Below are 19,146 nucleotides of genomic sequence, written 5' to 3'. Positions count from 1 at the left end.
CGCCATGCTCGACCTCGACCTGTCGGCGCTGGAGGCGCGCCATGGCGGTCGTCTGGGCGTGTCGGTCGCGACCGAGGGCCGGAGCGCCGCCTGGCGCGGCGACGAGCGGTTCGTCTATTGCTCGACCTTCAAGATGTATCTGGCGGCGGCGACCCTGCTGCGCGTCCAGGCGGGGCAGGAGCGGCTGGACCGGGCGATCCCGGTGACGCAAGCCGACATGATCAGCCACGCCCCGGTCACGCAACCGGCGGTCGGTTCGACCCTGACGATCGAGCAGTTGATGAAGGGCACGGTCGAAGTCAGCGACAATCCCGCCGCCAACATCCTGATCCGTGAAATGGGCGGGCTGGAGGCCTTGCGCGCCTTCTATCGCGGCATCGGCGACGACAGCACCCGCGTCGATCGCCTCGAGCCCGAGATGAATCGCCAGGACGGCGACAAGGACACCATCACGCCCGATCAGTCGGTGCGGAACATCCAGCGCCTGCTGGTCGCCGCCGATACGCCGCTGAGCCCGGCGTCCAAGACCCTGTTGATGCGCTGGCTGGTCGATACGCCGACGGGGCAGGGGCGGATCAAGGCGGGTGTCCCGGCGGGCTGGACCGTGGCGCACAAGACCGGCACCGGCGGCTATGGCCCCGTCAACGACATCGGCCTGATCCTGCCGCCGAATGCGGCGCCCATCGCCATCGCGATCTATTTCCGCGCCACGAAGGATTCGACCGACGCCCAGCGCGAGGCGGTCATCGCCGATGCGACCCGGCAGGCGCTCAAGGCGCTGGGGCATGGCTGAGGGCCGCCGAATCCTGTCATCAGGCGGCATGAGCTTCGCACGTCGTCATGGCTGACGCGCCCATCCTGATGAAGGACGGCATGGCGCGCCCCACGGGGCGTGACGCGCTCGGCTGGCTGATGCGCGGCGAGGTCGGCATGGCGGTCGGCGTCATCGCCGTCATCATGCTCTTGATCCTGCCGATCCCGAAGATGCTTCTGGATCTGCTGCTGGCGATCTCCCTGGTGTCCAGCGTGCTGATCCTGATGACGGCCGTGATGATGAAGCGGCCGCTGGACTTCGCCATCTTTCCCACGGTGCTGCTGGTCTCGACCCTGTTCCGTCTGGGGCTGAACCTGGCCTCGACGCGGCTGATCCTCAGCAACGGTCAGGAAGGCCACGACAGCGCCGGCAAGATCATCCAGGCCTTCGGCGAGCTGATGATGGGGGGCAACTTCATCATCGGGGTGATCATCTTCGCCATCCTGCTGGTGGTGAACTTCGTGGTCATCACCAAGGGCGCGACCCGCATCGCCGAGGTCTCGGCCCGCTTCACCCTGGACTCCATGCCGGGCAAGCAGATGGCCATCGACGCCGACCTGTCGTCGGGTCTGATCAACGAGGATCAGGCCAAGCTGCGCCGCAAGGAGCTGGAGCAGGAATCGACCTTCTTCGGGGCCATGGACGGCGCCTCCAAATTCGTGCGCGGCGACGCCGTTGCGGGCCTGATCATCACCTTCATCAACGCCATTGGCGGCCTGCTGATCGGCGTGGTGCAGCACGGCATGCCCGCCATGGAGGCGGCCAACACCTATGTCCAGCTGACCGTCGGCGACGGCCTGGTGACGCAGATCCCGGCCATCATCGTCTCGGTCGCCGCGGGCTTCCTGGTGACCAAGGCCGGGGTCGAGGGTTCGGCCGACAAGGCCTTCGTCGCCCAACTGGCCAGCAATCCGGTGTCGCTGGGCGTGGTGTCGGGCACGGCGGGACTGATCGGCCTGATCCCGGGCATGCCGCTGCTGCCCTTCGCGGCGCTGGCGCTGGGGACGGGCTTCATGGCGTGGAAGCTGGGCCGCGACCGGCTGAAGCCGCCGCCCGCCGAGCCGGTGAACCTGAAGCCCAAGGAGGACGTGGAGGAGCCGATCTCCACCGCCCTGACCATCGACGAGGTGAAGATCGAACTGGGCTACGCCCTTCTGGCCCTGATCAATGATCTGGAAGGCCGCCGCCTGACCGATCAGATCCGCGCCCTGCGTCGCTCGCTGGCCCAGGAGTACGGCTTTGTCATGCCCAGCGTGCGCATCCTCGACAACATGCGCCTGTCCAATCAGGGCTACGCCATCCGCATCAAGGAGATGGACGCCGGTTCGGGCGAGGTGCGCCTCGGCTCCCTGATGGCGATGGATCCGGCGGGCCGTCAGGTCGAGCTGCCGGGCGAGCATACGCGCGAGCCCGCCTTCGGCTTGCCCGCGACCTGGATCGACGATTCCCTGCGCGAAGAGGCGACCTTCCGCGGTTACACCATCGTCGACCCCTCGACGGTGCTGACGACGCACCTGACCGAAATCCTCAAGGAGAACATGGCCGAGCTGCTCTCCTACGCCGAGGTGCAGAAGCTGCTGAAGGAGCTGAAGGGCGAGGAGCAGAAGCTGGTCGAGGAGTTGATCCCCTCCGTCGTCACCGTGACCACCCTTCAGCGCGTGCTTCAGGCCCTGCTGCGTGAGAAGGTGTCGATCCGCGACCTGCCCGCCATCCTCGAAGGTCTGGCCGAGGCGGCGCCGCACACCACCAGCGTCGCCACCCTGGTCGAACACGTGCGCGGCCGTCTGGCGCGTCAGCTGTGCTGGCAGCACAAGGCCGACGACGGCGCCCTGCCCATCGTCACCCTGTCGCCCGAGTGGGAGCAGGCCTTCGCCGAAAGCCTGATCGGTCCCGGCGAGGACAAGCAGCTGGCCATGGCGCCCAGCAAGCTTCAGGATTTCATCCGCGCCGTCCGCGAGGTGTTCGAGCGCGCCGCCATGACGGGCGAGAACCCGGTCCTGCTGACCGGACCGCAGGTGCGCCCCTACGTCCGCTCCATCATCGAACGCTTCCGCGGTCAGACGGTGGTGATGAGCCAAAATGAGATTCATCCCAAGGCTCGCCTCAGGACGGTGGGATCAGTCTAGGTCGCGGCGTGGTAGGGGCTGGACACGGCTTCGACGGCGAATAAGGTTCGCGGCATGAAACGCATTCGGCCGGCCCTGCGCACCTTCGGAACCTTCCTGCGCACCCCGACCCTCAGTCGCTCGATCATCGCCCTTCTGGCCCTGGCGCTGCTGCTGCTGCTGGCCGTCAATACGGCGACGCTGGTGATGATCCAGCGGACCTCCAACTACAACGACACCGTGGACCACAGCCAGCAGGTGCGCCTGGCGGCCAAGGACACGCTGATGCTGCTGACCGACGCTGAGACGGGGCAGCGCGGCTTCATGTTGACGGCGCGGACCGAGTATCTAGGCGTTCACGACAACGCGGTCGCCAAGTTGCCGGCCGTGATCGCTCGGCTGGAAGCCCTGGTTGAAGGCGACGCTGAATCCTCGGCGCGCGTGGTCAAGGTCAAGCAGATGGCGCGGGAGCGGCTGGCCCTGATGGATGAAACCGTCAACCTGACCCGCACGGGCCGTATCGGCGAGGCCGTTTCGCGCATTCGCGGGGGGCAGGGCAAGGCTCTGATGGACGCCATGCGCGTCGAGCTGGCCGCCATCGACGCCATTGAAGCGAAACGCCTGGCCGAACGCACCCGCCAGTCGGAATGGGCCCAGGCGGTGACCGTGGCCGTCAACGCTCTGGCCGGGGTGCTGATCCTGGTTCTGGCGGGGATCAGCGTCTGGCTGGTGCGACGCTATGTGGCCGAGATCGAGGCCGCGCATTTCGAACTGGACCGGGTCAACGCCGGTCTGGAGAACGAGGTGCGCGATCGCACCGCCGAACTGACCCGCGCCAACGAAGAGATCCAGCGTTTCGCCTATATCGTCAGCCACGACCTGCGTGCGCCCCTGGTCAACGTCATGGGCTACACGTCTGAGTTGGAGCAGGTCGCTAAACAGCTGGACGAGCAACTGGCGGCGGTCGAGACGGCGCACCCTGGTCTGGTGGACCCCGAGGCCGTGCGCGCCGTGCGTGAGGACGCCCCCGAGGCTGTCGGCTTCATCCGCACCTCGACGGCCAAGATGGATCGGCTGATCAACGCCATCCTGCGTCTGTCGCGCGAAGGGCGTCGCGCCTTGGCTTCGGAGCGGCTGGACATGACGGCCATGGCCAAGGGCATCGCCGACACGGTTCATCATCAGGTCGCCGAAACAGGCGGCGAGATCGTGGTGGGCGAGTTGCCGATGCTGGAGAGCGATCGTCTGGCGGTCGAGCAGATCTTCGGCAATCTGATCGACAATGCGGTGAAGTATCAGCAGCCCGACCGTCCCATCCGGGTCGAGATTCAGGGGCAGGAGACATCCGGCGGCTGGCTCGAGTATCGCATCAGCGACAACGGCCGGGGCGTCTCGCCCAAGGATCATGAGCGGATTTTCGAGCTGTTCCGTCGCTCGGGCAAGCAGGACACGCCGGGCGAGGGCCTGGGCCTGGCCTTCGTGCGCAACATCGTGCGGCGTCTCGGGGGCTCCATCGACGTCGAATCAGAACTCGGCCAGGGGTCGACATTTCATCTGAAATTTCCGAAACGTCTGACTATGCTGGGTGACTATCAAGGAGACCGCCTGTGAGCCACTCAGTGAAGATCGTCATGGTCGAGGACGATCATGGGCACGCCAAGCTCATTGAGAAGAACATCCGGCGGGCGAACATCGCCAACGACATCGTCCATTTCGATCACGGCGAGGCGGCGCTCGACTATCTGTTCAGCGACGAGGTGGGGCGCACCGGCCCCCTGTTGATCCTGCTGGACCTGAATCTGCCGGACATGTCGGGTACGGACATCCTTGATCGGGTCAAGTCCGACGACAATCTGCGCCGCGCGCCCGTGGTCGTGCTGACCACCACCGACGACAAGGTCGAGATCCAGCGCTGCTACGATCTGGGCTGCAACGTCTACATCACCAAGCCGGTGGACTACGAGGCCTTTGCGGGCGCCATCCGCCAGCTGGGCCTGTTCCTGTCGGTCATGCAGGCGCCTGAGATCTGACGCCGTGACGGAACCGGGGGCCGCCATACGTCTCTTGTACATCGACGATGACCGCGGCTTGTCCCGCCTGGTCCAGAAGGAGCTCGGCCGTCACGGCTATGAGGTCATCTGCGCGCCCGATGCGGACAGCGGCTATGAGGTGCTGAAGGCGGGCCAGTTCGATGTCTGCGCCCTGGACCATTACATGCCGGGTCGTGAGGGCCTGGACGTCCTGCCCGACATCCTGGCCCTGCCGACGCCGCCTCCGGTGGTCTATGTGACGGGGGCCCAGGACGGCCGCATCGCCGTCGCCGCCCTGCGCGCCGGGGCCGCCGATTACGTCATCAAGGACGTGTCCGAGGACTTCACCGCCCTGCTGCGTTCGGCTCTCGAGGACGCCTTGCTGCGGCGTCGTCTGGAGCGCGAGAACGAAGAGGCGCACGAGGAAGTGCGTCAGGCCCGCGACCGCGCCGAGGCCTTGCTGCGCGAGGTGAACCATCGCGTCGGCAACTCGCTGCAACTGGTGTCCAGCTTCATCTCCCTGCAACTGCGCCAGCTGGCCGATGAGGGCGCACGCGACGCCCTGCGCGAGGCCCAGGTGCGGATCGAGGCCGTGGCCCATGTCCACCGCCGCCTCTACACCTCGGCCGATGTCGAGCGGGTTCAGATGGACGAGTATCTGGCCGGTCTGGTCGATGAGCTGGGCAAGTCCATCGGCCCCGACAGCGACGGGCCGCGACTGACTCTGCAGGCCGAGCCTCTTCAGGTGACGACCGATCAGGCCGTGTCCCTCGGCGTCATCGTGACCGAGCTTGTCACCAACGCCGTCAAATACGCCTATGAGCCGGATGCTGCGGGCGAGATCCGCGTGATCCTGAGGCGTCTGGAGGATGGGCGACGCGCCCAGCTGACGGTCGAGGATGACGGGCCCGGCCTGGGCGACAGCTTGCCCAAGGGAACGGGCCTGGGCTCCAAGATCATCTCGGCCATGGCGGGCGGACTGCGCTCGGCGATCGAGGTGGACCCGGCGCATCGCGGCGTGCGCGCCCTTTTGGCGTTTGATCTCTGACGACGCTTTGGGGGTTTCGCCCGGCGACGCGGCAGGGTTAATCTCCCACGATGAAGCTTCAGTTCGGTACGGCCCGTCCCGGTCTCGATTACATCCACCGTCCCGCCGTCTTCGGCATCGCCGAGCGTGACGGCCGTCTGGCCTGCGTGCGTGTGGATCGCGGCGACGGGCACGCCTATTTCGATCTGCCCGGCGGCGCCCTGGACGGCGAAGAGACGGAGCAGCAGGCCCTGGCGCGCGAGTTCGCCGAGGAGACGGGCCTGATCATCCAGCCGGTCGATCGCCTGACCGAGGCGGCGCAGTATTTCCTCAAGTCGGACGGCACGCCGGTCAACAACGTCGGCGGCGTCTGGCTCGTCAACGTGACCGGCGCCGACCCCTCGACCAAGCAGGAAGCGGATCATGAGCTGGTCTGGCTGGAGCCGCTGCGCGCCCTGTTCAGCCTGCGGCACGAGGCGCACAGCTGGGCCGTTGCGCGCTGGTTGCGTGATCGTCATGCCGCAGCCTCCGCTTCGGAACCTCGCTAGAGAAAAAGGGTTGTTTTCCTGACGGGCGCCAGTTCCGGCGATCCGAAAGACAGGGAGCTCTCCATGCCCGACCACGACCGTATCGAAGGCGCCGCCAAGAACATGGGCGGCAAGCTCAAGGAAGCCGCCGGCAAGCTGACCGGCGATGAAAAGCTGAAAGCCGAAGGCCGCGCCGATCAGGTGGCGGGCAAGGTCCAGAACGCCGTCGGCGGCGTGAAGGACGCATTGAAGGGCGAGCGAAGCTAAGACGTGGGGGCGGGCGTTGTCGCCGCATGACGCCCGCTACTCGCGTGATGCGAGAATTTACGATTTATTCGAGATGTTGCGTGTAATATTCGCATGATGGTTACTTTCGGTTAGCTGTAAAAATTCAGAAACGAGAATTTCTGTCGTCATTCACAAGGCGTTCACGGGGGCAGCGATGTCCGATAGAGTGTCTGAGACGAACACGGAGCCGATGGTCGGCGTGCAGGGCGCGACCGGACTGTCGCATCCCTACCGGCGATTGTACCTGCCGGTTCCTGCAAAATTCATTCTGGCGCTGACTTTGGCGATCGCCTGGACGGCGCTCAGCGTCTGGCTTTCGCAGCGTTGGCTGGCGGATCTGGCGAGTGTGAGCAACTGGGTTTTCGCTCTCATCGCCATCGGCTTCATCGCCTATGTGCCGGGGTTCATGAACGCCTTCCTGCTCGGCACGCTGATGTTCGATCGAAGACCGCCGCGCATCCACCCGACGACCTATCCGGCAGTCAGCGTTCTTGTCGCCGCCTATAATGAGGCGTCCGGCATTCGGGACACCCTCACCAGTCTGGCGACGACGGTTCGACCGACGACACGGTCGCGGTCGCGCGCCGGGCGATCGCCGAATTGGACTTTCCGCCCAACGCCGCCGTGCGCGTGCTCGACTATTCGGTCAATGCGGGCAAGGCGGCGGTGCTCAACCGCGGTCTGAAAGAGGCGCGGCACGACCTGATCGTCACCATCGACGGCGATTCCTGGGTGCGCGAGGACGGCCTGGCCCAGATCGTCGAGCGTCTGCTGACCGATCCGCCCTCCACCCAGGCGATCGCCGGCGCCGTCATGGTGCGCAACTCACGTGAGAACTTCCTGACCCGTTCCCAGGAATGGGACTACTTCCACGGCATTGCCGCCGTGAAGCGGATGCAGTCCATGTATCACGGCACCCTGGTGGCCCAGGGCGCCTTCTCCCTCTATCGGCGGGAGGCTCTGGAACAGGTCGGCGGCTGGCCCGAGTGCGTGGGTGAGGACATCGTCGTGTCCTGGGCCCTGCTCGAAAAGGGATACCGCATCGGCTACGCTGAGGACGCCCTGGCCTTCACCAATGTGCCGACGCGCTTCAAACAGTTCGCCTTGCAGCGCAAACGCTGGTCGCGCGGCCTGATCGAGGCGTTCAAGGCGCACGGCGGCCTGCTGCTCAAACCACGCCTGACCACCATCTTCATCTGGTGGAACCTGTGCTTCCTGCCGCTGGATCTGGTTTACACCTTCGTCTTCATCCCCGGCTTGGTGCTGGCGATGTTCGGCATCTTCTGGATCGCCGGACCGCTGACGCTGGCGGTGCTGCCGCTGGCGGCCCTGTGGAACATATTCATCTTCCGCATCCAGCGCCGTATGTTCCATAGCGAAGGGCTGAAGGTGCGCCGCAACTTCGGGGGATTTCTCTTCTACGCCCTGGGCTACAGTCTGGTGATGCAACCGGTCTGCGTGTGGGGCTATGGCGCCGAACTGCTGGGGATGCGGAAGAAATGGGACACCAAATGAACGCCCTGACCGGGGGAGCCGCGCTGGCGCTCGTTCTGCTGGCGGCGGCCTCCGCCCAGGCTCAGTCCGCGCCGGAGACGGCCCAGCAGACCGCCCGCGCCGAGCATCCCGACAGCGTAGCGGCCGGTTTCCTGCCGCGCTACGCGGTGGGCGCGGACCTGTTCGCCTCGACCGACGCCGACAACACCAACGTCATCAAGGCGGGGGTGAACCTCGACTGGCGCTACAGGGGGCCGGACGACTACCTCGGCCTGCGGATCGAGACGGCCAGCTTCAAGCCGCTGGGCCAGAAGTCGACCGAGGACCAGCGCGTCTATGTGCGCTTCGCCGACAAGACCGGCGACTGGTCGTGGAAGGGGCAGGTCGGCACGGACGGCGACACCGTCCTGGGCGCGGTCAGCGTTCACAACGACGCCCGGTTCCGCCAGGAATACTTCATCGAGCGCGAGATTCTGGAAACGCCGCTCGGCTTGGAGAAGGGGCTCTACTACACGTTCCTCGGCGGGGCCTTCGACCTGCCGGTCAATGATCGTAACAACTTCACCGTCATGGCGGGCGTTCAGGATTTCACGGGCGACAACGTCCGCACCCATCTGCGCCTCAACTACATCCATGTGCTGAAGCCCGAATGGGGCCTGTCCGCCCAACTTCGCACCCGCTACTTCCACAGCAGCGACCCCGGCGAGTACGACTATTTCTCGCCCAAGAACTATGTCGAGGTCATGCCGGTGCTGCAGGTGCGCCGCTACTACGGCGGCTGGCGCTATGTGGTCGCCGGCGGCCTGGGCGCTCAGAAGGAAACGGGCAGCGACTGGCGCAACGCCCGCTATTTCAACGCTCAGGTCACCAGCCCCCCTGTGCGCGAATGGGCCTTCACCGCGGGCCTGACCTACAGCAACACCCCCGTCGCCCGTGGCTACACCTATGACTACACCCAGGTGAATTTCGGCGTGACGCGCGCCTTCTGACCAATTCGGCTTTCACTCTTGAAAGTCAGGCTGTCGGGGTGTGAACGGAGGGCTTCTGTTCATAGGCGCTTCGCCACAGTCGCGCCGGAATCTTTTCTAGTATCGTTGTCATGTCAGTTTCTCGAGGGGGAGAGCAGATGTGGGCACGTCGATCGATCTTGTTGGGAGCGGCGGGTTTGAGCGTGGGGCTTCCTGCGTCCGTCCTGGCGCAGGAAGCGCTTTCGAGCGACGACCAGTTCTTCTCCGAAGGTCGCTATTTGCCGACCTACCTCGACCTGAAGGCCAAGGCTGAAGCGGGTGATCAAGCGGCGCGACAGATGTTAAGTCAGTTCGCGTCCTTCCTGGGGGACGAGGCGACGGCCGTCGGCTTGGATGAGCGGCCTCCGCGGCCGTCGCTGATTCCACCCGACTTGGACGGCGCAGTGGCGCGTGACGCGATCGAAGCCATCGTCGAGGCGGCCCGCAACACCCGCATTGTCATCCTGAACGAGGCGCACAACATTTCCGGACATCGCGCCTTCGCCGCCCGGGTGATGCGTGCGTTGCGCCCGCTGGGCTACGACTGGTTCGCCGCCGAAACCTTCACCCCGCCTCAGCCTGTGCCGCTTGTCCGGATCGGGGCCTATACGAAGGGCGCGCCCTTCCTGGCCCGCTACGGCTACTACACAGACGATCCGGTCTTCGCCGAGATGGTGCGCGAGGCGGCCCGGCTCGGCTACCGCTTCTCGGACTACGAACAGAGCTTCGACCAAAGGGCGCCCGAGGGCGCGGACAGCGCAGCGCAGATCGCAGCGCGGGAAGAGGCGCAGGCCGACAACCTGATCGCCAACATTTTGTCGACCCATCCAGAGGCGCGCGTCTTCGTCTACGTCGGCTATAGTCACGCGATGGAGGTCGAGGGGAGGGGCGGGCTGTGGTTCGCCGCGCGCCTAAAGGCCAAGACGGGCATCGATCCGCTGACCATTGAGCAGTCGATGAACTGGCCCGCGATCGCGCCTCAGAACGATGCGCCGCACGTAGCCGCCGTCCTGGCGCGCTTTGCGCCCGAAAACCCGATCGTGGTGTCCAGAGATGGCGAGAGCATCGCCACGCCCAACTATGCCGGAAAAATGGATATGTCGGTCTTCCATCCGCGCATGACGCCTGTGGCGGGCCGCCCGGGGTGGCTGGCGGCGGATCCCGAGCGACGGCGCGTGACGATCAAGGTTCCGCCGCTGGACGAACAGGTGCTGATCCAGGCCCTGTCGATGGCGGAAACCACGGCCGGGCCGCCGTCGGATCACTATCTGCTGCCGCCCGGCGCATCGGAGGCGACCTTCTTCCTTCACCCCGGCCGCTACTTCTTCCGTCAAGAGACCGCAGCGGGCATCCAGCCGGCCTTTGGCGCACTCAGCGTCGATTAGCGCGCCAGGGCCCGCATGGCCCGTTCCAGGCCTTCCAGCGTCAGGGGGAACATGCGGTGTTCCATCACCTCGCCGATCAGGTTGACCGAGGGGGTGTAGCCCCAGTGGCGTTCGGGCACCGGGTTCAGCCAGACCGACTTGTCCCACTGTTCGCGGGCGCGTTTCAGCCAGACGGCGCCGGCTTCCTCGTTCCAGTGCTCGACCGAGCCGCCGGGCATGGTCACTTCATAGGGCGACATGGTCGCGTCGCCGACGAAGATGGCGCGCCAGTCGCCGGGGTATTTGTGGATCAGATCCCAGGTGGGGATGCGTTCGCTGTGGCGGCGTCGGTTGTCCTTCCACACCCCTTCGTAGAGGCAGTTGTGGAAGTAGAAGAACTTCAGGTTCTTGAACTCGGTCCGCGCGGCCGAGAACAGCTCTTCACATAGCTGGATATGGCCGTCCATCGAGCCGCCGACGTCGAGGAACAGCAGCACCTTGATGGTATTGCGCCGCTCGGGCCGCATGTGAATGTCCAGCCAGCCCTGACGCGCCGTGCCGTCGATGGTGCCGTCGATGTCCAGTTCCTCGGCCGCGCCTTCGCGGGCGAAGCGGCGCAGGCGGCGCAGGGCCACCTTGATGTTGCGCGTGCCCAGTTCGACCGTGTCGTCCAGGTTCCTGTATTCGCGCTTCTCCCAGACCTTGACCGCGCGGCCGTGACGTCCGGGTCCGCCGATGCGGACGCCCTCGGGGTTGTAGCCGCCGTGGCCGAAGGGGCTGGTCCCGCCCGTGCCGATCCAGCGGTTGCCGCCCTGATGGCGCTCCTTCTGCTCCTCGAGGCGCTGCTTCAGCGTCTCCATCAGCTGCTCGAAACCGCCGAGGGCCTCGATCTGGGCCTTCTCCTCGTCGGTCAGGTATTTTTCGGTCAGCAGGCGCAGCCACTCCTCGGGGATGTCGGCGGTGATGTCCTCGCCGGGGCTGACGCCTTCCAGCCCCTTGAACACCTTGCCGAACACCTGATCGAAGCGGTCGTAGTGCTTCTCGTCCTTGACCAGGACGGCGCGCGACAGGTGGTAGAAGGCTTCGACGTCGCGGCCCGCCACGCCCTTGTCCATGGCCTCCATCAGATGGAGCCATTCCTTGAGCGACACAGGCACCCTGGCCTCGCGCAGGGCGGTGAAGAAGGGCAGCAGCATGGGCTTAAGACTGGGCCTGGCCTAGCCGCGCCGCAAGATGAACTCGTCGTCCATCCAGGCGCCGACCGGATACTGATACTCGCCCGCCTTCTCGAAGCCGTAGGCGGCGTACAGCTTCTGCGCCTTCAGATTGCCGCTCCAGACGCCGATCCACAGGGGGCCGTCGGAGTGGGCCTCCATCCAGTCCAGCGAGATCTTCAGCAGTTTCGTGCCGAGGCCCAGGCCTTGCGCCTGCTTGCCGACGTAGAGGCGGCGCAGCTCCGCGTGGCTGGCGCGGCCGTCAGGGTGGGGCAAGGTGTTCGGCCCGGCGTTGGCGAAGGCCAGCAGTTCGCCCTCGCGCTCGGCCACCCACCAGGCCGCGCCGGGCTCGGCCAGCTTCTTGGTGATGGCCTCGGCGTTGAAGCTGGCGTCCAGGAACATGGTCAGGTCAGCGGTCGGATAGGGGATGCCGAAGCCGGTGACGAAGGTGTCGATGAAGGTCTGGCGTCCCAGCACGGCCAGAGCGGCGGCGTCATCGGGGCGGGCGGGACGGATCACGGGTTCGCTCATTCTTCGACGCATAGCGCCGCGCGGAGGCCGGGTGAAGGCGCGTCGGGACGCTCCGCGCCCTGTTCATTGCAACCTCGTCATCTTTGCGTGGTTGCAGGGGCGCGCGGCGGAAGCTACCACCTTTGTCCAAGGTGCGCTGTTCGCGGCGCACGCCAATGCTGGGATCGGGGAGGTAAAGGGACGCCAAGGCCTTGGTTTCACAGGCTGATCCCCGTGCTATGACTTCTCCTGCACTCATGACTCATTCCGAATCCGCAGTTCAGACGCCGGTTGCGGCCGCCGGCTCCGCCGAGTCGGAGACCGCCTATGGCGCGATCACCCTGGCGCGCCATGGCGAACCGGCGCTGTCGCGCAAATGCATGATCACCTCGGACCAGTATCGCGACTGGTGGGGGCGTTATGAGATCGGCGGCCTGCGTGCGGGTCAGACGCCGCCCCAGGCCCTGCTGAGCACGGCCGAGGGCGCCGGGGCGATCTACGCCTCCACCCGGCCGCGCGCGCAGGAAACCGCCCGCGCCGTCGCGCCGGGCCGCGACGTTCTGGTCGACGCCCTGTTCATCGAGGCCCCCCTGCCGCCGCCGCATTTTCCGGCCTGGATCAAGCTGTCGCCGCGCTACTGGGGCGTGATCTCGCGCATCTGGTGGCACGCCTTCAACCACCACGAGGGCCAGGAGACCCGCGCCGAGGCCGAGGTCCGCGCCGACCAGGCCGCGCGCGTCCTGATCGCTCGCGCCTCGGAAGGCCATGACGTGCTGGTGCTGGCGCACGGCTATTTCAACCACATGGTCGGCCAGCGGCTGAAGGCGCACGGCTGGCGTCTGGCCCACAACCAGGGCTTCAAATACTGGTCCCAGCGCCGTTTCGTGAAGCGCTGACGTCGCGGCGTCAGGAAGGCCGTTGAAGCGGCGCGCCTGCCTCTCTAGGTTGCGCCCATCATGACTGACGCATCCGCTTCCCCCGCCGTGCCCGCCGATCTCAGCTTCGAGGACGCCCTGTCGCGTCTGGAGGGCATCGTTTCGCGCCTGGAATCGGGTCAGGCGCCGCTCGAGGAGTCCATCGCCCTGTACGAAGAGGGCGCGCGGTTGAAGGCTCACTGCGAGGCGCGGCTGAAGGCCGCCCAGCTGCGGGTCGAGAAGATCGTCGTCGGCGCCGACGGCCAGGCCAAGGGCGTCGAACCGGCCGAGTTCGGCTGATGTCCGGTTCCGAAATCGCGCCGCAGATCGGCTTCGACGACTTCATGAAGGTGGACGTTCGCGTCGGCCGGATCATCAAGGCCGAGCCGTTCCCCGAGGCCCGCAAGCCCGCCTATAAGCTGACCATCGACTTCGGCGAGGCGATCGGCGTCAAGAAGTCCTCGGCCCAGATCACCCATCACTACACCCTGGACGAGTTGCACGGCCGCAAGGTCGCCGCCGTCGTCAACTTCCCGCCGCGCCAGATCGGGCCGGTGATGTCCGAGGTGCTGACGCTCGGCTTCCCGGATGCGGAGGGGAATGTCGTCCTGGCCGGCGTCGATCGCGACCTGCCGCTGGGCGGGAGGCTGTTTTGACCCTGCTCGCCGCCAATTCGCCGGAACAGGCCGTCATCGACCGCGTGGCCGAGATCGCCGATCTGGTCACCGTCGCCCTGGATCAGTTGCTGCCGCGCGCCGATGGCCCGGAAGCGCGCCTGACCGAGGCCATGCGCTATGCCGCCCTGGGGCCGGGCAAGCGGCTGCGTCCCTTCTTCGCCATCGAGGCGGGGCGGATGCTGGAGGTCGAGGAGCGCGCGGCCCTGCGCGCCGCCTGCGCCCTGGAATGCGTCCACGCCTATTCTCTGGTGCACGACGACCTGCCGGCGATGGACGACGACGACGTGCGTCGCGGCCGTCCGACCCTGCACATCGCCTATGATGAGGCGACGGCCATCCTGGCGGGCGATGCGCTTCAGACCGCCGCCTTCGACATCATCCTGGACGAGGACACCCACGACGATGCGGTCGTGCGCTGCGAACTGGCGCGGCGTCTGTCCTTCGCGTCGGGCGCGCGCGGCATGGCGGGCGGCCAGATGATCGACCTGATGGGGGTGCGCGACGATCTGGGCGGCGTGGCCCGGATGCAGCGTCTGAAGACCGGCGCCCTGTTCGCCTACGCCTTCGAGATCCCGCTGATCATCGCCGACGCCAACGAAGCGGCCTGGCACGCCCTGACCAGCTTCGCCCACGACATCGGCCTGGCCTATCAGATCGTCGACGATGTTCTGGACGCCGAAGGCTCGGCCGAGGAGATGGGCAAGGCCGCAGGCGGCAAGGACGCGGCCCTGGGCAAGACCAACTTCGTCACCCTGCTGGGCGTCGATGCGGCGCGACAGAGGGTCGCGCATCTGGCCGATCAGGCTCGCTCGCACCTTGACCTGTTCGGTCATGAGGCCGAAATCCTCAAGGCCAGCGTGGACTTTGTGCTTAAACGCCGGTCCTGATAGGAAACGCGCCCGCCCTCAGCGGGTTACTGTTGACGCTCCGTCGTCTGAAGGCCCCCGATCCCCATGCCCCACACCCCGCTTCTCGACACCGTCAAGTTTCCCGCCGACACGCGGGGCTTCGACATCGCCCAGCTGAAACAGCTGGCGGACGAGGTGCGGGCCGAGACCATCGACGCCGTGTCGGTGACGGGCGGGCACCTGGGCGCGGGTCTGGGCGTGGTCGAACTGACGGTCGCCCTGCACCACGTCTTCGAGACGCCGCAGGACATCCTGATCTGGGACGTCGGCCACCAGTGCTATCCGCACAAGATCCTGACCGGGCGGCGCGACCGGATGCGCACCCTGCGTCAGGGCGGCGGCCTGTCGGGCTTCACCAAGCGCTCCGAGAGCGAATACGACCCCTTCGGCGCGGCTCACGCCTCGACCTCCATCTCGGCGGCGCTGGGCTTCGCCGCCGCGCGGGACGCCAAGGGCGGGAACAACCGGGTCGTGGCCGTCATCGGCGACGGCTCCATGTCTGCGGGCATGGCCTATGAGGCGATGAACAACGCCGCCGAGGCCACCAGCGGCCAGCTGATGGTGGTGCTGAACGACAACGACATGTCGATCGCCCCGCCCGTCGGCGGCATGAGCGCCTATCTGGCCAAACAGGTCTCGGGCGGCGCCTATCAGAACATCCGCAAGGTCGGGAAGAAGTTCGTCGACCACATGCCGCGCCCCTTCCGCGACGCCGCGCGCAAGGCCGAGGAATACGCCCGCGGCATGATCGTCGGCGGCACCCTGTTCGAGGAGCTGGGCTTCTATTACGTCGGGCCGATCGACGGCCACGACATGGAGAATCTGGTCCCGATCCTCAAGAATGCGGCGGCCATCACCGACCGTCCGGTGCTGGTCCACGTCGTCACCCAGAAGGGCAAGGGCTACGCCCCGGCCGAGAGCAGCGCCGACAAGCTGCATGCGGTGGTCAAGTTCGACGTGGTGTCGGGCAAGCAGGCCAAGGCCGTCTCCAACGCCCCCAGCTACACCAAGGTGTTCGGCACCGAGCTGATCAAGCACGCTCAGGTCGACCCGACCATCATGGCCATCACCGCCGCCATGCCGTCCGGCACCGGGCTGGACCTGTTTGGTCAGGCCTTCCCCGATCGCACCTTCGACGTCGGCATCGCCGAGCAGCACGCCGTGACCTTCGCCGCCGGCCTGGCCGCCGATGGGATGAAGCCGGTCTGCGCCCTCTATTCGACCTTCCTGCAGCGCGGCTACGACCAGGTCGTCCACGACGTTGCGATCCAGTCCCTGCCGGTGCGCTTCGCCATGGACCGCGCCGGTCTGGTGGGCGCCGACGGCTCGACCCACGCGGGCTCGTTCGACATCGGCTATATGGGCGCCCTGCCGGGCATGGTGCTGATGGCGGCCTCGGACGAGGCCGAACTGGCGGCGATGATCTCGACCTCGCTGGCCATCGACGACCGCCCCAGCGCCTTCCGCTATCCGCGCGGCGAGGGCGTGGGCGTCGACATCCCTGAACTGGCCGCCCCGCTGGAGATCGGCAAGGGCCGCATCGTCCGCGAAGGCACGTCGGTCGCCATCCTGTCGCTGGGCACCCGCCTGCAGGAATCGCTGAAGGCCGCCGACATGCTGGCCGCCAAGGGCGTCTCGGCCACCGTCGCCGACGCCCGCTTCGCCAAGCCGCTGGACGCCGACCTGATCCTGCGTTTGGCGCGCGAGCATGAGGCGCTGATCACGGTGGAAGAGGGCGCTATGGGCGGCTTCGGCGCCTTCGTGCTTCAGCTGCTGGCCGAGAAAGGGGCGCTGGACGGCGGGCTCAAGATTCGCACCCTGCACCTGCCCGACATCTTCCAGGATCAGGACAAGCCCGAGGTCATGTACGCCCAGGCCGGTCTGAACGCCGAACACATCGCCGCCGCCGCCGTGACGGCGCTGGGCGTCGACGCCAGCCGGGCCGTGCGAGCGTAAACCGATCTTCCTTCTCCCCTTGCGGGAGAAGGTGGCCCTCCAGGGCCGGATGAGGGGTTTCTCCGAAATCATCCGATGAGGAGTTGCGAGCCGACGTCCCGCAACCCCTCATCCGTCAGGCTTCGCCTGCCACCTTCTCCCGCAAGGGGAGAAGGACAAGGAGCACAATACCCCGATCACGCCCGTCACCAGCGGAGATGCACGGTGTCGCTGAATCACAATCGACCATCCCCCCTCGGCGCCTGTGCTAGACTGCATCCGGGCCGAGAGGGGATTTCAGACGATTCAGACGAATTGGACTCTATTTTTTCTTTCTCTCACCAGAGGAAGGCGAGGGTCACAGCACTCCGATCATGCTGGCCACCAGCGGATGGCGCACGATGTCGCGTTCGGCCAGTCGGACGACGGCGATTTCGGGCACGGCCTCAAGTCTGTCGGCGATGTCCGACAGGCCCGACACGCCCGGCAGCAGGTCGGACTGGTGCGGGTCGCCCGTGACCACCATGGTCGAGTGCCAGCCCAGACGGGTCAGCAGCATCTTCAGCTGGACGTAGGTGCAGTTCTGGGCCTCGTCCACGACGATGAAGGCGTTGTTCAGGGTGCGGCCGCGCATATAGCCGATGGGGGCGATCTCGATCAGGCCCTCGGCCATCAGGGCCTTGACCCGCTTCATGCTGAGACGGTCCGACAGGGCGTCGTAGAGCGGCCGCAGATAGGGGGCCAGCTTGTCCTCCATGTCGCCGGGCAGGAAGCCGATCGACTCCCCGGCCTCGACGGCGGGGCGGCTCAGGACGATGCGGCCGACCTTGCCCGCCTCCAGCGCCTCGACCGCCTTGGCGACGGCCAGATAGGTCTTGCCCGTGCCCGCCGGGCCCAGCGCCAGCACCAGATTGGCGTGGTCGACGGCCTCCATCAGTTCGGCCTGACCGTCCGACTTGGGCTTCAGCGTCTTCATATAGCCCTGGTCCCGCTCGTCGTTCGACGGCACAGGCGACCAGCCGCCGACGCGGGCGGGCAATCGCCGCACCTTGGCGTCCTGAATGAATTCGGGCGAATCCAGCACGCCTTCGCGCAGCTGACGCTTGATGGCCGATCGTTTGCTCATGGACGCCTCCAGGGCATGAAAAAAGGCGAGCCCGGCTGGGTCTCGCCTCGGTCGTCGGTGGGGGAGGTGGGGGCCGAAGTCGCGCAGCCGTCCCGAACGGTCGCAGGGTCTTCGCCGCAGCAGGTGCGTCGCCGTCCCCGAACTGGTCGCGAACACGCCAAGCGCATTCTCCAGCGTCTGACCGGACCGGGCTTGATCCGGCTTCGGATCCGGGGGCGAATGGGGCCTGCCGAATCGCATCAACAGTCTGATGCTAACGTGGTTTCCGAAGGGTTAAAGCCTTCATTTTGAGAAGAATAGGCGGTGTGCGGATGAGTGTTTACAGTCTGGGCGACAGCAAGCCTCAGCTTCCGCCGGAGGGCGAATACTGGATCGCGCCGAATGCAACCGTTCTAGGGAACGTGATTCTGCATCCGGGCGCCAGCATCTGGTTCAACGCCGTGCTGCGTGGCGACAACGACCCCATCGTCATCGGGGCTGACACGAATATTCAGGATGGCGGCATCCTGCATACTGACGTCGGCTCTCCCCTGACCATCGGCGCCGGGGTGACGGTGGGGCATAAGGTGATGCTGCACGGCTGCGAGATCGGCGACAACAGCCTGATCGGCATCGGCGCGGTCATTCTGAACGGGGCGCGCATCGGGAAGAACTGCCTGATCGGCGCCAACGCCCTGATCACCGAGGGCAAGGTCATTCCCGACAACAGCCTGGTCATGGGCCAACCCGGCAAGGTGGTCCGGGAATTGGAAGAGGGGCAGATCGAGGCGCTGCGTCTCTCGGCCCAGCACTATGTACAGAACTGGCGTCGTTATGCGGGCGGGTTGAAACGTCTCGACTGATCCGCCGCCCCACAATGGCACGGCTCACAATGAGACAGGCGGCCCCTTAGGCGAGGCGGTATGGCGCAAACTCGCCTTAAGGGGGATGAAACCGCCCAATGTCGGACGCTTGAAACGGCCCGGCGCTTGCATCGCCCCTGCTGACGATCAATGCAGGAGTCCGATCCCATGCGGATAGGGATTACGAAAATGCTGGCGGGCGCCGTGGCCTTTGTGGGGCTGATGGCGGTCGCTGACGCCGCTGCAGCGCAGTGCGGGCCTTCGAGCTGCCTGCCGCCTCCGCCGCCCAACCCTCCGATCTTGCCGCCTTCGCCGCCGATCACCCCGCCGGTGACGCCGCCGGGCGGGGGTGCGGCCCCAGCGG

At 66.3% G+C, this 19,146-nt stretch carries 20 protein-coding genes; 17 read left to right on the top strand and 3 right to left on the bottom strand.

Going from position 1 to position 19,146, the window contains the following annotated elements:
- Positions 1 to 4: 4 nt before the first annotated feature.
- The 11 genes from bla to BDIM_RS00110 all read left to right on the top strand — a co-directional run bounded on the left by bla (position 5) and on the right by BDIM_RS00110 (position 10,677).
- A complete protein-coding gene (gene bla / locus BDIM_RS00155) occupies positions 5 to 793 on the top strand; it encodes a class A beta-lactamase (RefSeq protein ID WP_003163530.1) in 789 nt (262 codons plus the stop codon).
- A gap of 47 nt (positions 794 to 840) precedes the next feature.
- Entirely contained in the window at positions 841 to 2,940 is a 2,100-nt protein-coding gene (flhA, locus tag BDIM_RS00150; protein WP_040344424.1) for a flagellar biosynthesis protein FlhA, read from the top strand.
- Positions 2,941 to 2,994: 54 nt separating this feature from the next.
- On the top strand, positions 2,995 to 4,530 hold the full coding sequence (locus tag BDIM_RS00145; protein ID WP_003163528.1) for a sensor histidine kinase: 1,536 nt from the start codon (positions 2,995 to 2,997) through the stop codon (positions 4,528 to 4,530).
- 20 nt (positions 4,531 to 4,550) lie between these two features.
- Complete coding sequence (locus BDIM_RS00140; protein WP_040344682.1) at positions 4,551 to 4,949, top strand: response regulator; 399 nt, start codon at positions 4,551 to 4,553, stop codon at positions 4,947 to 4,949.
- 4 nt (positions 4,950 to 4,953) lie between these two features.
- Entirely contained in the window at positions 4,954 to 5,997 is a 1,044-nt protein-coding gene (locus BDIM_RS00135; protein ID WP_040344423.1) for a sensor histidine kinase, read from the top strand.
- Between the two features lie 50 nt (positions 5,998 to 6,047).
- On the top strand, positions 6,048 to 6,524 hold the full coding sequence (locus BDIM_RS00130; protein WP_003163524.1) for an NUDIX domain-containing protein: 477 nt from the start codon (positions 6,048 to 6,050) through the stop codon (positions 6,522 to 6,524).
- 63 nt (positions 6,525 to 6,587) lie between these two features.
- Complete coding sequence (locus tag BDIM_RS00125) at positions 6,588 to 6,770, top strand: CsbD family protein (RefSeq protein WP_003163522.1); 183 nt, start codon at positions 6,588 to 6,590, stop codon at positions 6,768 to 6,770.
- Between the two features lie 211 nt (positions 6,771 to 6,981).
- Positions 6,982 to 7,476, top strand: a complete 495-nt coding sequence (locus BDIM_RS18335; protein ID WP_244911872.1) for a hypothetical protein — start codon at positions 6,982 to 6,984, stop codon at positions 7,474 to 7,476.
- Positions 7,392 to 8,306 carry a glycosyltransferase family 2 protein gene (locus BDIM_RS00120; protein WP_244911871.1) on the top strand — a complete coding sequence of 305 codons (915 nt, stop codon included), beginning with the start codon at positions 7,392 to 7,394 and terminating at the stop codon, positions 8,304 to 8,306. Before BDIM_RS18335 ends, BDIM_RS00120 begins: the two co-directional genes overlap by 85 nt.
- The gene (locus BDIM_RS00115) at positions 8,303 to 9,274 is read left to right on the top strand and encodes a hypothetical protein (RefSeq protein ID WP_003163517.1); all 972 of its coding nucleotides are present in this window, start codon (positions 8,303 to 8,305) and stop codon (positions 9,272 to 9,274) included. Before BDIM_RS00120 ends, BDIM_RS00115 begins: the two co-directional genes overlap by 4 nt.
- Before the next feature lie 422 nt (positions 9,275 to 9,696).
- Positions 9,697 to 10,677: a hypothetical protein gene (locus BDIM_RS00110; protein WP_169312107.1), complete on the top strand. Its 981-nt coding sequence runs from the start codon at positions 9,697 to 9,699 to the stop codon at positions 10,675 to 10,677.
- Here BDIM_RS00110 and BDIM_RS00105 read toward each other — a convergent pair.
- Both BDIM_RS00105 and BDIM_RS00100 read right to left on the bottom strand, forming a co-directional pair.
- On the bottom strand, positions 10,674 to 11,852 hold the full coding sequence (locus BDIM_RS00105) for a vWA domain-containing protein (RefSeq protein WP_003163515.1): 1,179 nt from the start codon (positions 11,850 to 11,852) through the stop codon (positions 10,674 to 10,676). The two genes, BDIM_RS00110 and BDIM_RS00105, sit on opposite strands and share 4 nt — an antisense overlap.
- A gap of 21 nt (positions 11,853 to 11,873) precedes the next feature.
- Complete coding sequence (locus BDIM_RS00100) at positions 11,874 to 12,401, bottom strand: GNAT family N-acetyltransferase (protein WP_040344422.1); 528 nt, start codon at positions 12,399 to 12,401, stop codon at positions 11,874 to 11,876.
- A 236-nt stretch (positions 12,402 to 12,637) separates the two neighbouring features.
- Between BDIM_RS00100 and BDIM_RS00095 the strand changes: the two genes are divergently transcribed.
- The 5 genes from BDIM_RS00095 to dxs all read left to right on the top strand — a co-directional run bounded on the left by BDIM_RS00095 (position 12,638) and on the right by dxs (position 16,835).
- Complete coding sequence (locus BDIM_RS00095; protein ID WP_003163512.1) at positions 12,638 to 13,276, top strand: histidine phosphatase family protein; 639 nt, start codon at positions 12,638 to 12,640, stop codon at positions 13,274 to 13,276.
- A gap of 60 nt (positions 13,277 to 13,336) precedes the next feature.
- The gene (locus BDIM_RS00090; protein ID WP_040344421.1) at positions 13,337 to 13,594 is read left to right on the top strand and encodes an exodeoxyribonuclease VII small subunit; all 258 of its coding nucleotides are present in this window, start codon (positions 13,337 to 13,339) and stop codon (positions 13,592 to 13,594) included.
- Entirely contained in the window at positions 13,594 to 13,950 is a 357-nt protein-coding gene (locus tag BDIM_RS00085) for a tRNA-binding protein (RefSeq protein WP_003163509.1), read from the top strand. The genes BDIM_RS00090 and BDIM_RS00085 overlap by 1 nt, the downstream gene beginning before the upstream one ends.
- A gap of 35 nt (positions 13,951 to 13,985) precedes the next feature.
- A complete protein-coding gene (locus tag BDIM_RS00080; RefSeq protein WP_088491777.1) occupies positions 13,986 to 14,858 on the top strand; it encodes a polyprenyl synthetase family protein in 873 nt (290 codons plus the stop codon).
- 66 nt (positions 14,859 to 14,924) lie between these two features.
- Complete coding sequence (dxs, locus tag BDIM_RS00075; RefSeq protein WP_003163507.1) at positions 14,925 to 16,835, top strand: 1-deoxy-D-xylulose-5-phosphate synthase; 1,911 nt, start codon at positions 14,925 to 14,927, stop codon at positions 16,833 to 16,835.
- Positions 16,836 to 17,172: 337 nt separating this feature from the next.
- On the opposite strand, the gene BDIM_RS00070 is transcribed toward dxs, so the two are convergent.
- Entirely contained in the window at positions 17,173 to 17,952 is a 780-nt protein-coding gene (locus BDIM_RS00070) for a PhoH family protein (RefSeq protein ID WP_088412108.1), read from the bottom strand.
- A gap of 299 nt (positions 17,953 to 18,251) precedes the next feature.
- Between BDIM_RS00070 and BDIM_RS00065 the strand changes: the two genes are divergently transcribed.
- Positions 18,252 to 18,782, top strand: coding sequence for a gamma carbonic anhydrase family protein (locus BDIM_RS00065; RefSeq protein WP_040344420.1), 531 nt, complete (start codon positions 18,252 to 18,254; stop codon positions 18,780 to 18,782).
- Positions 18,783 to 19,146: the final 364 nt, after the last annotated feature.

The sequence above is a fragment of the Brevundimonas diminuta ATCC 11568 genome (assembly GCF_000204035.1).
Taxonomy (GTDB): domain Bacteria; phylum Pseudomonadota; class Alphaproteobacteria; order Caulobacterales; family Caulobacteraceae; genus Brevundimonas; species Brevundimonas diminuta.
The sequence above is the reverse complement of the archived record's forward strand: the minus strand, read 5'-3'. Positions and strand labels throughout refer to the sequence as shown.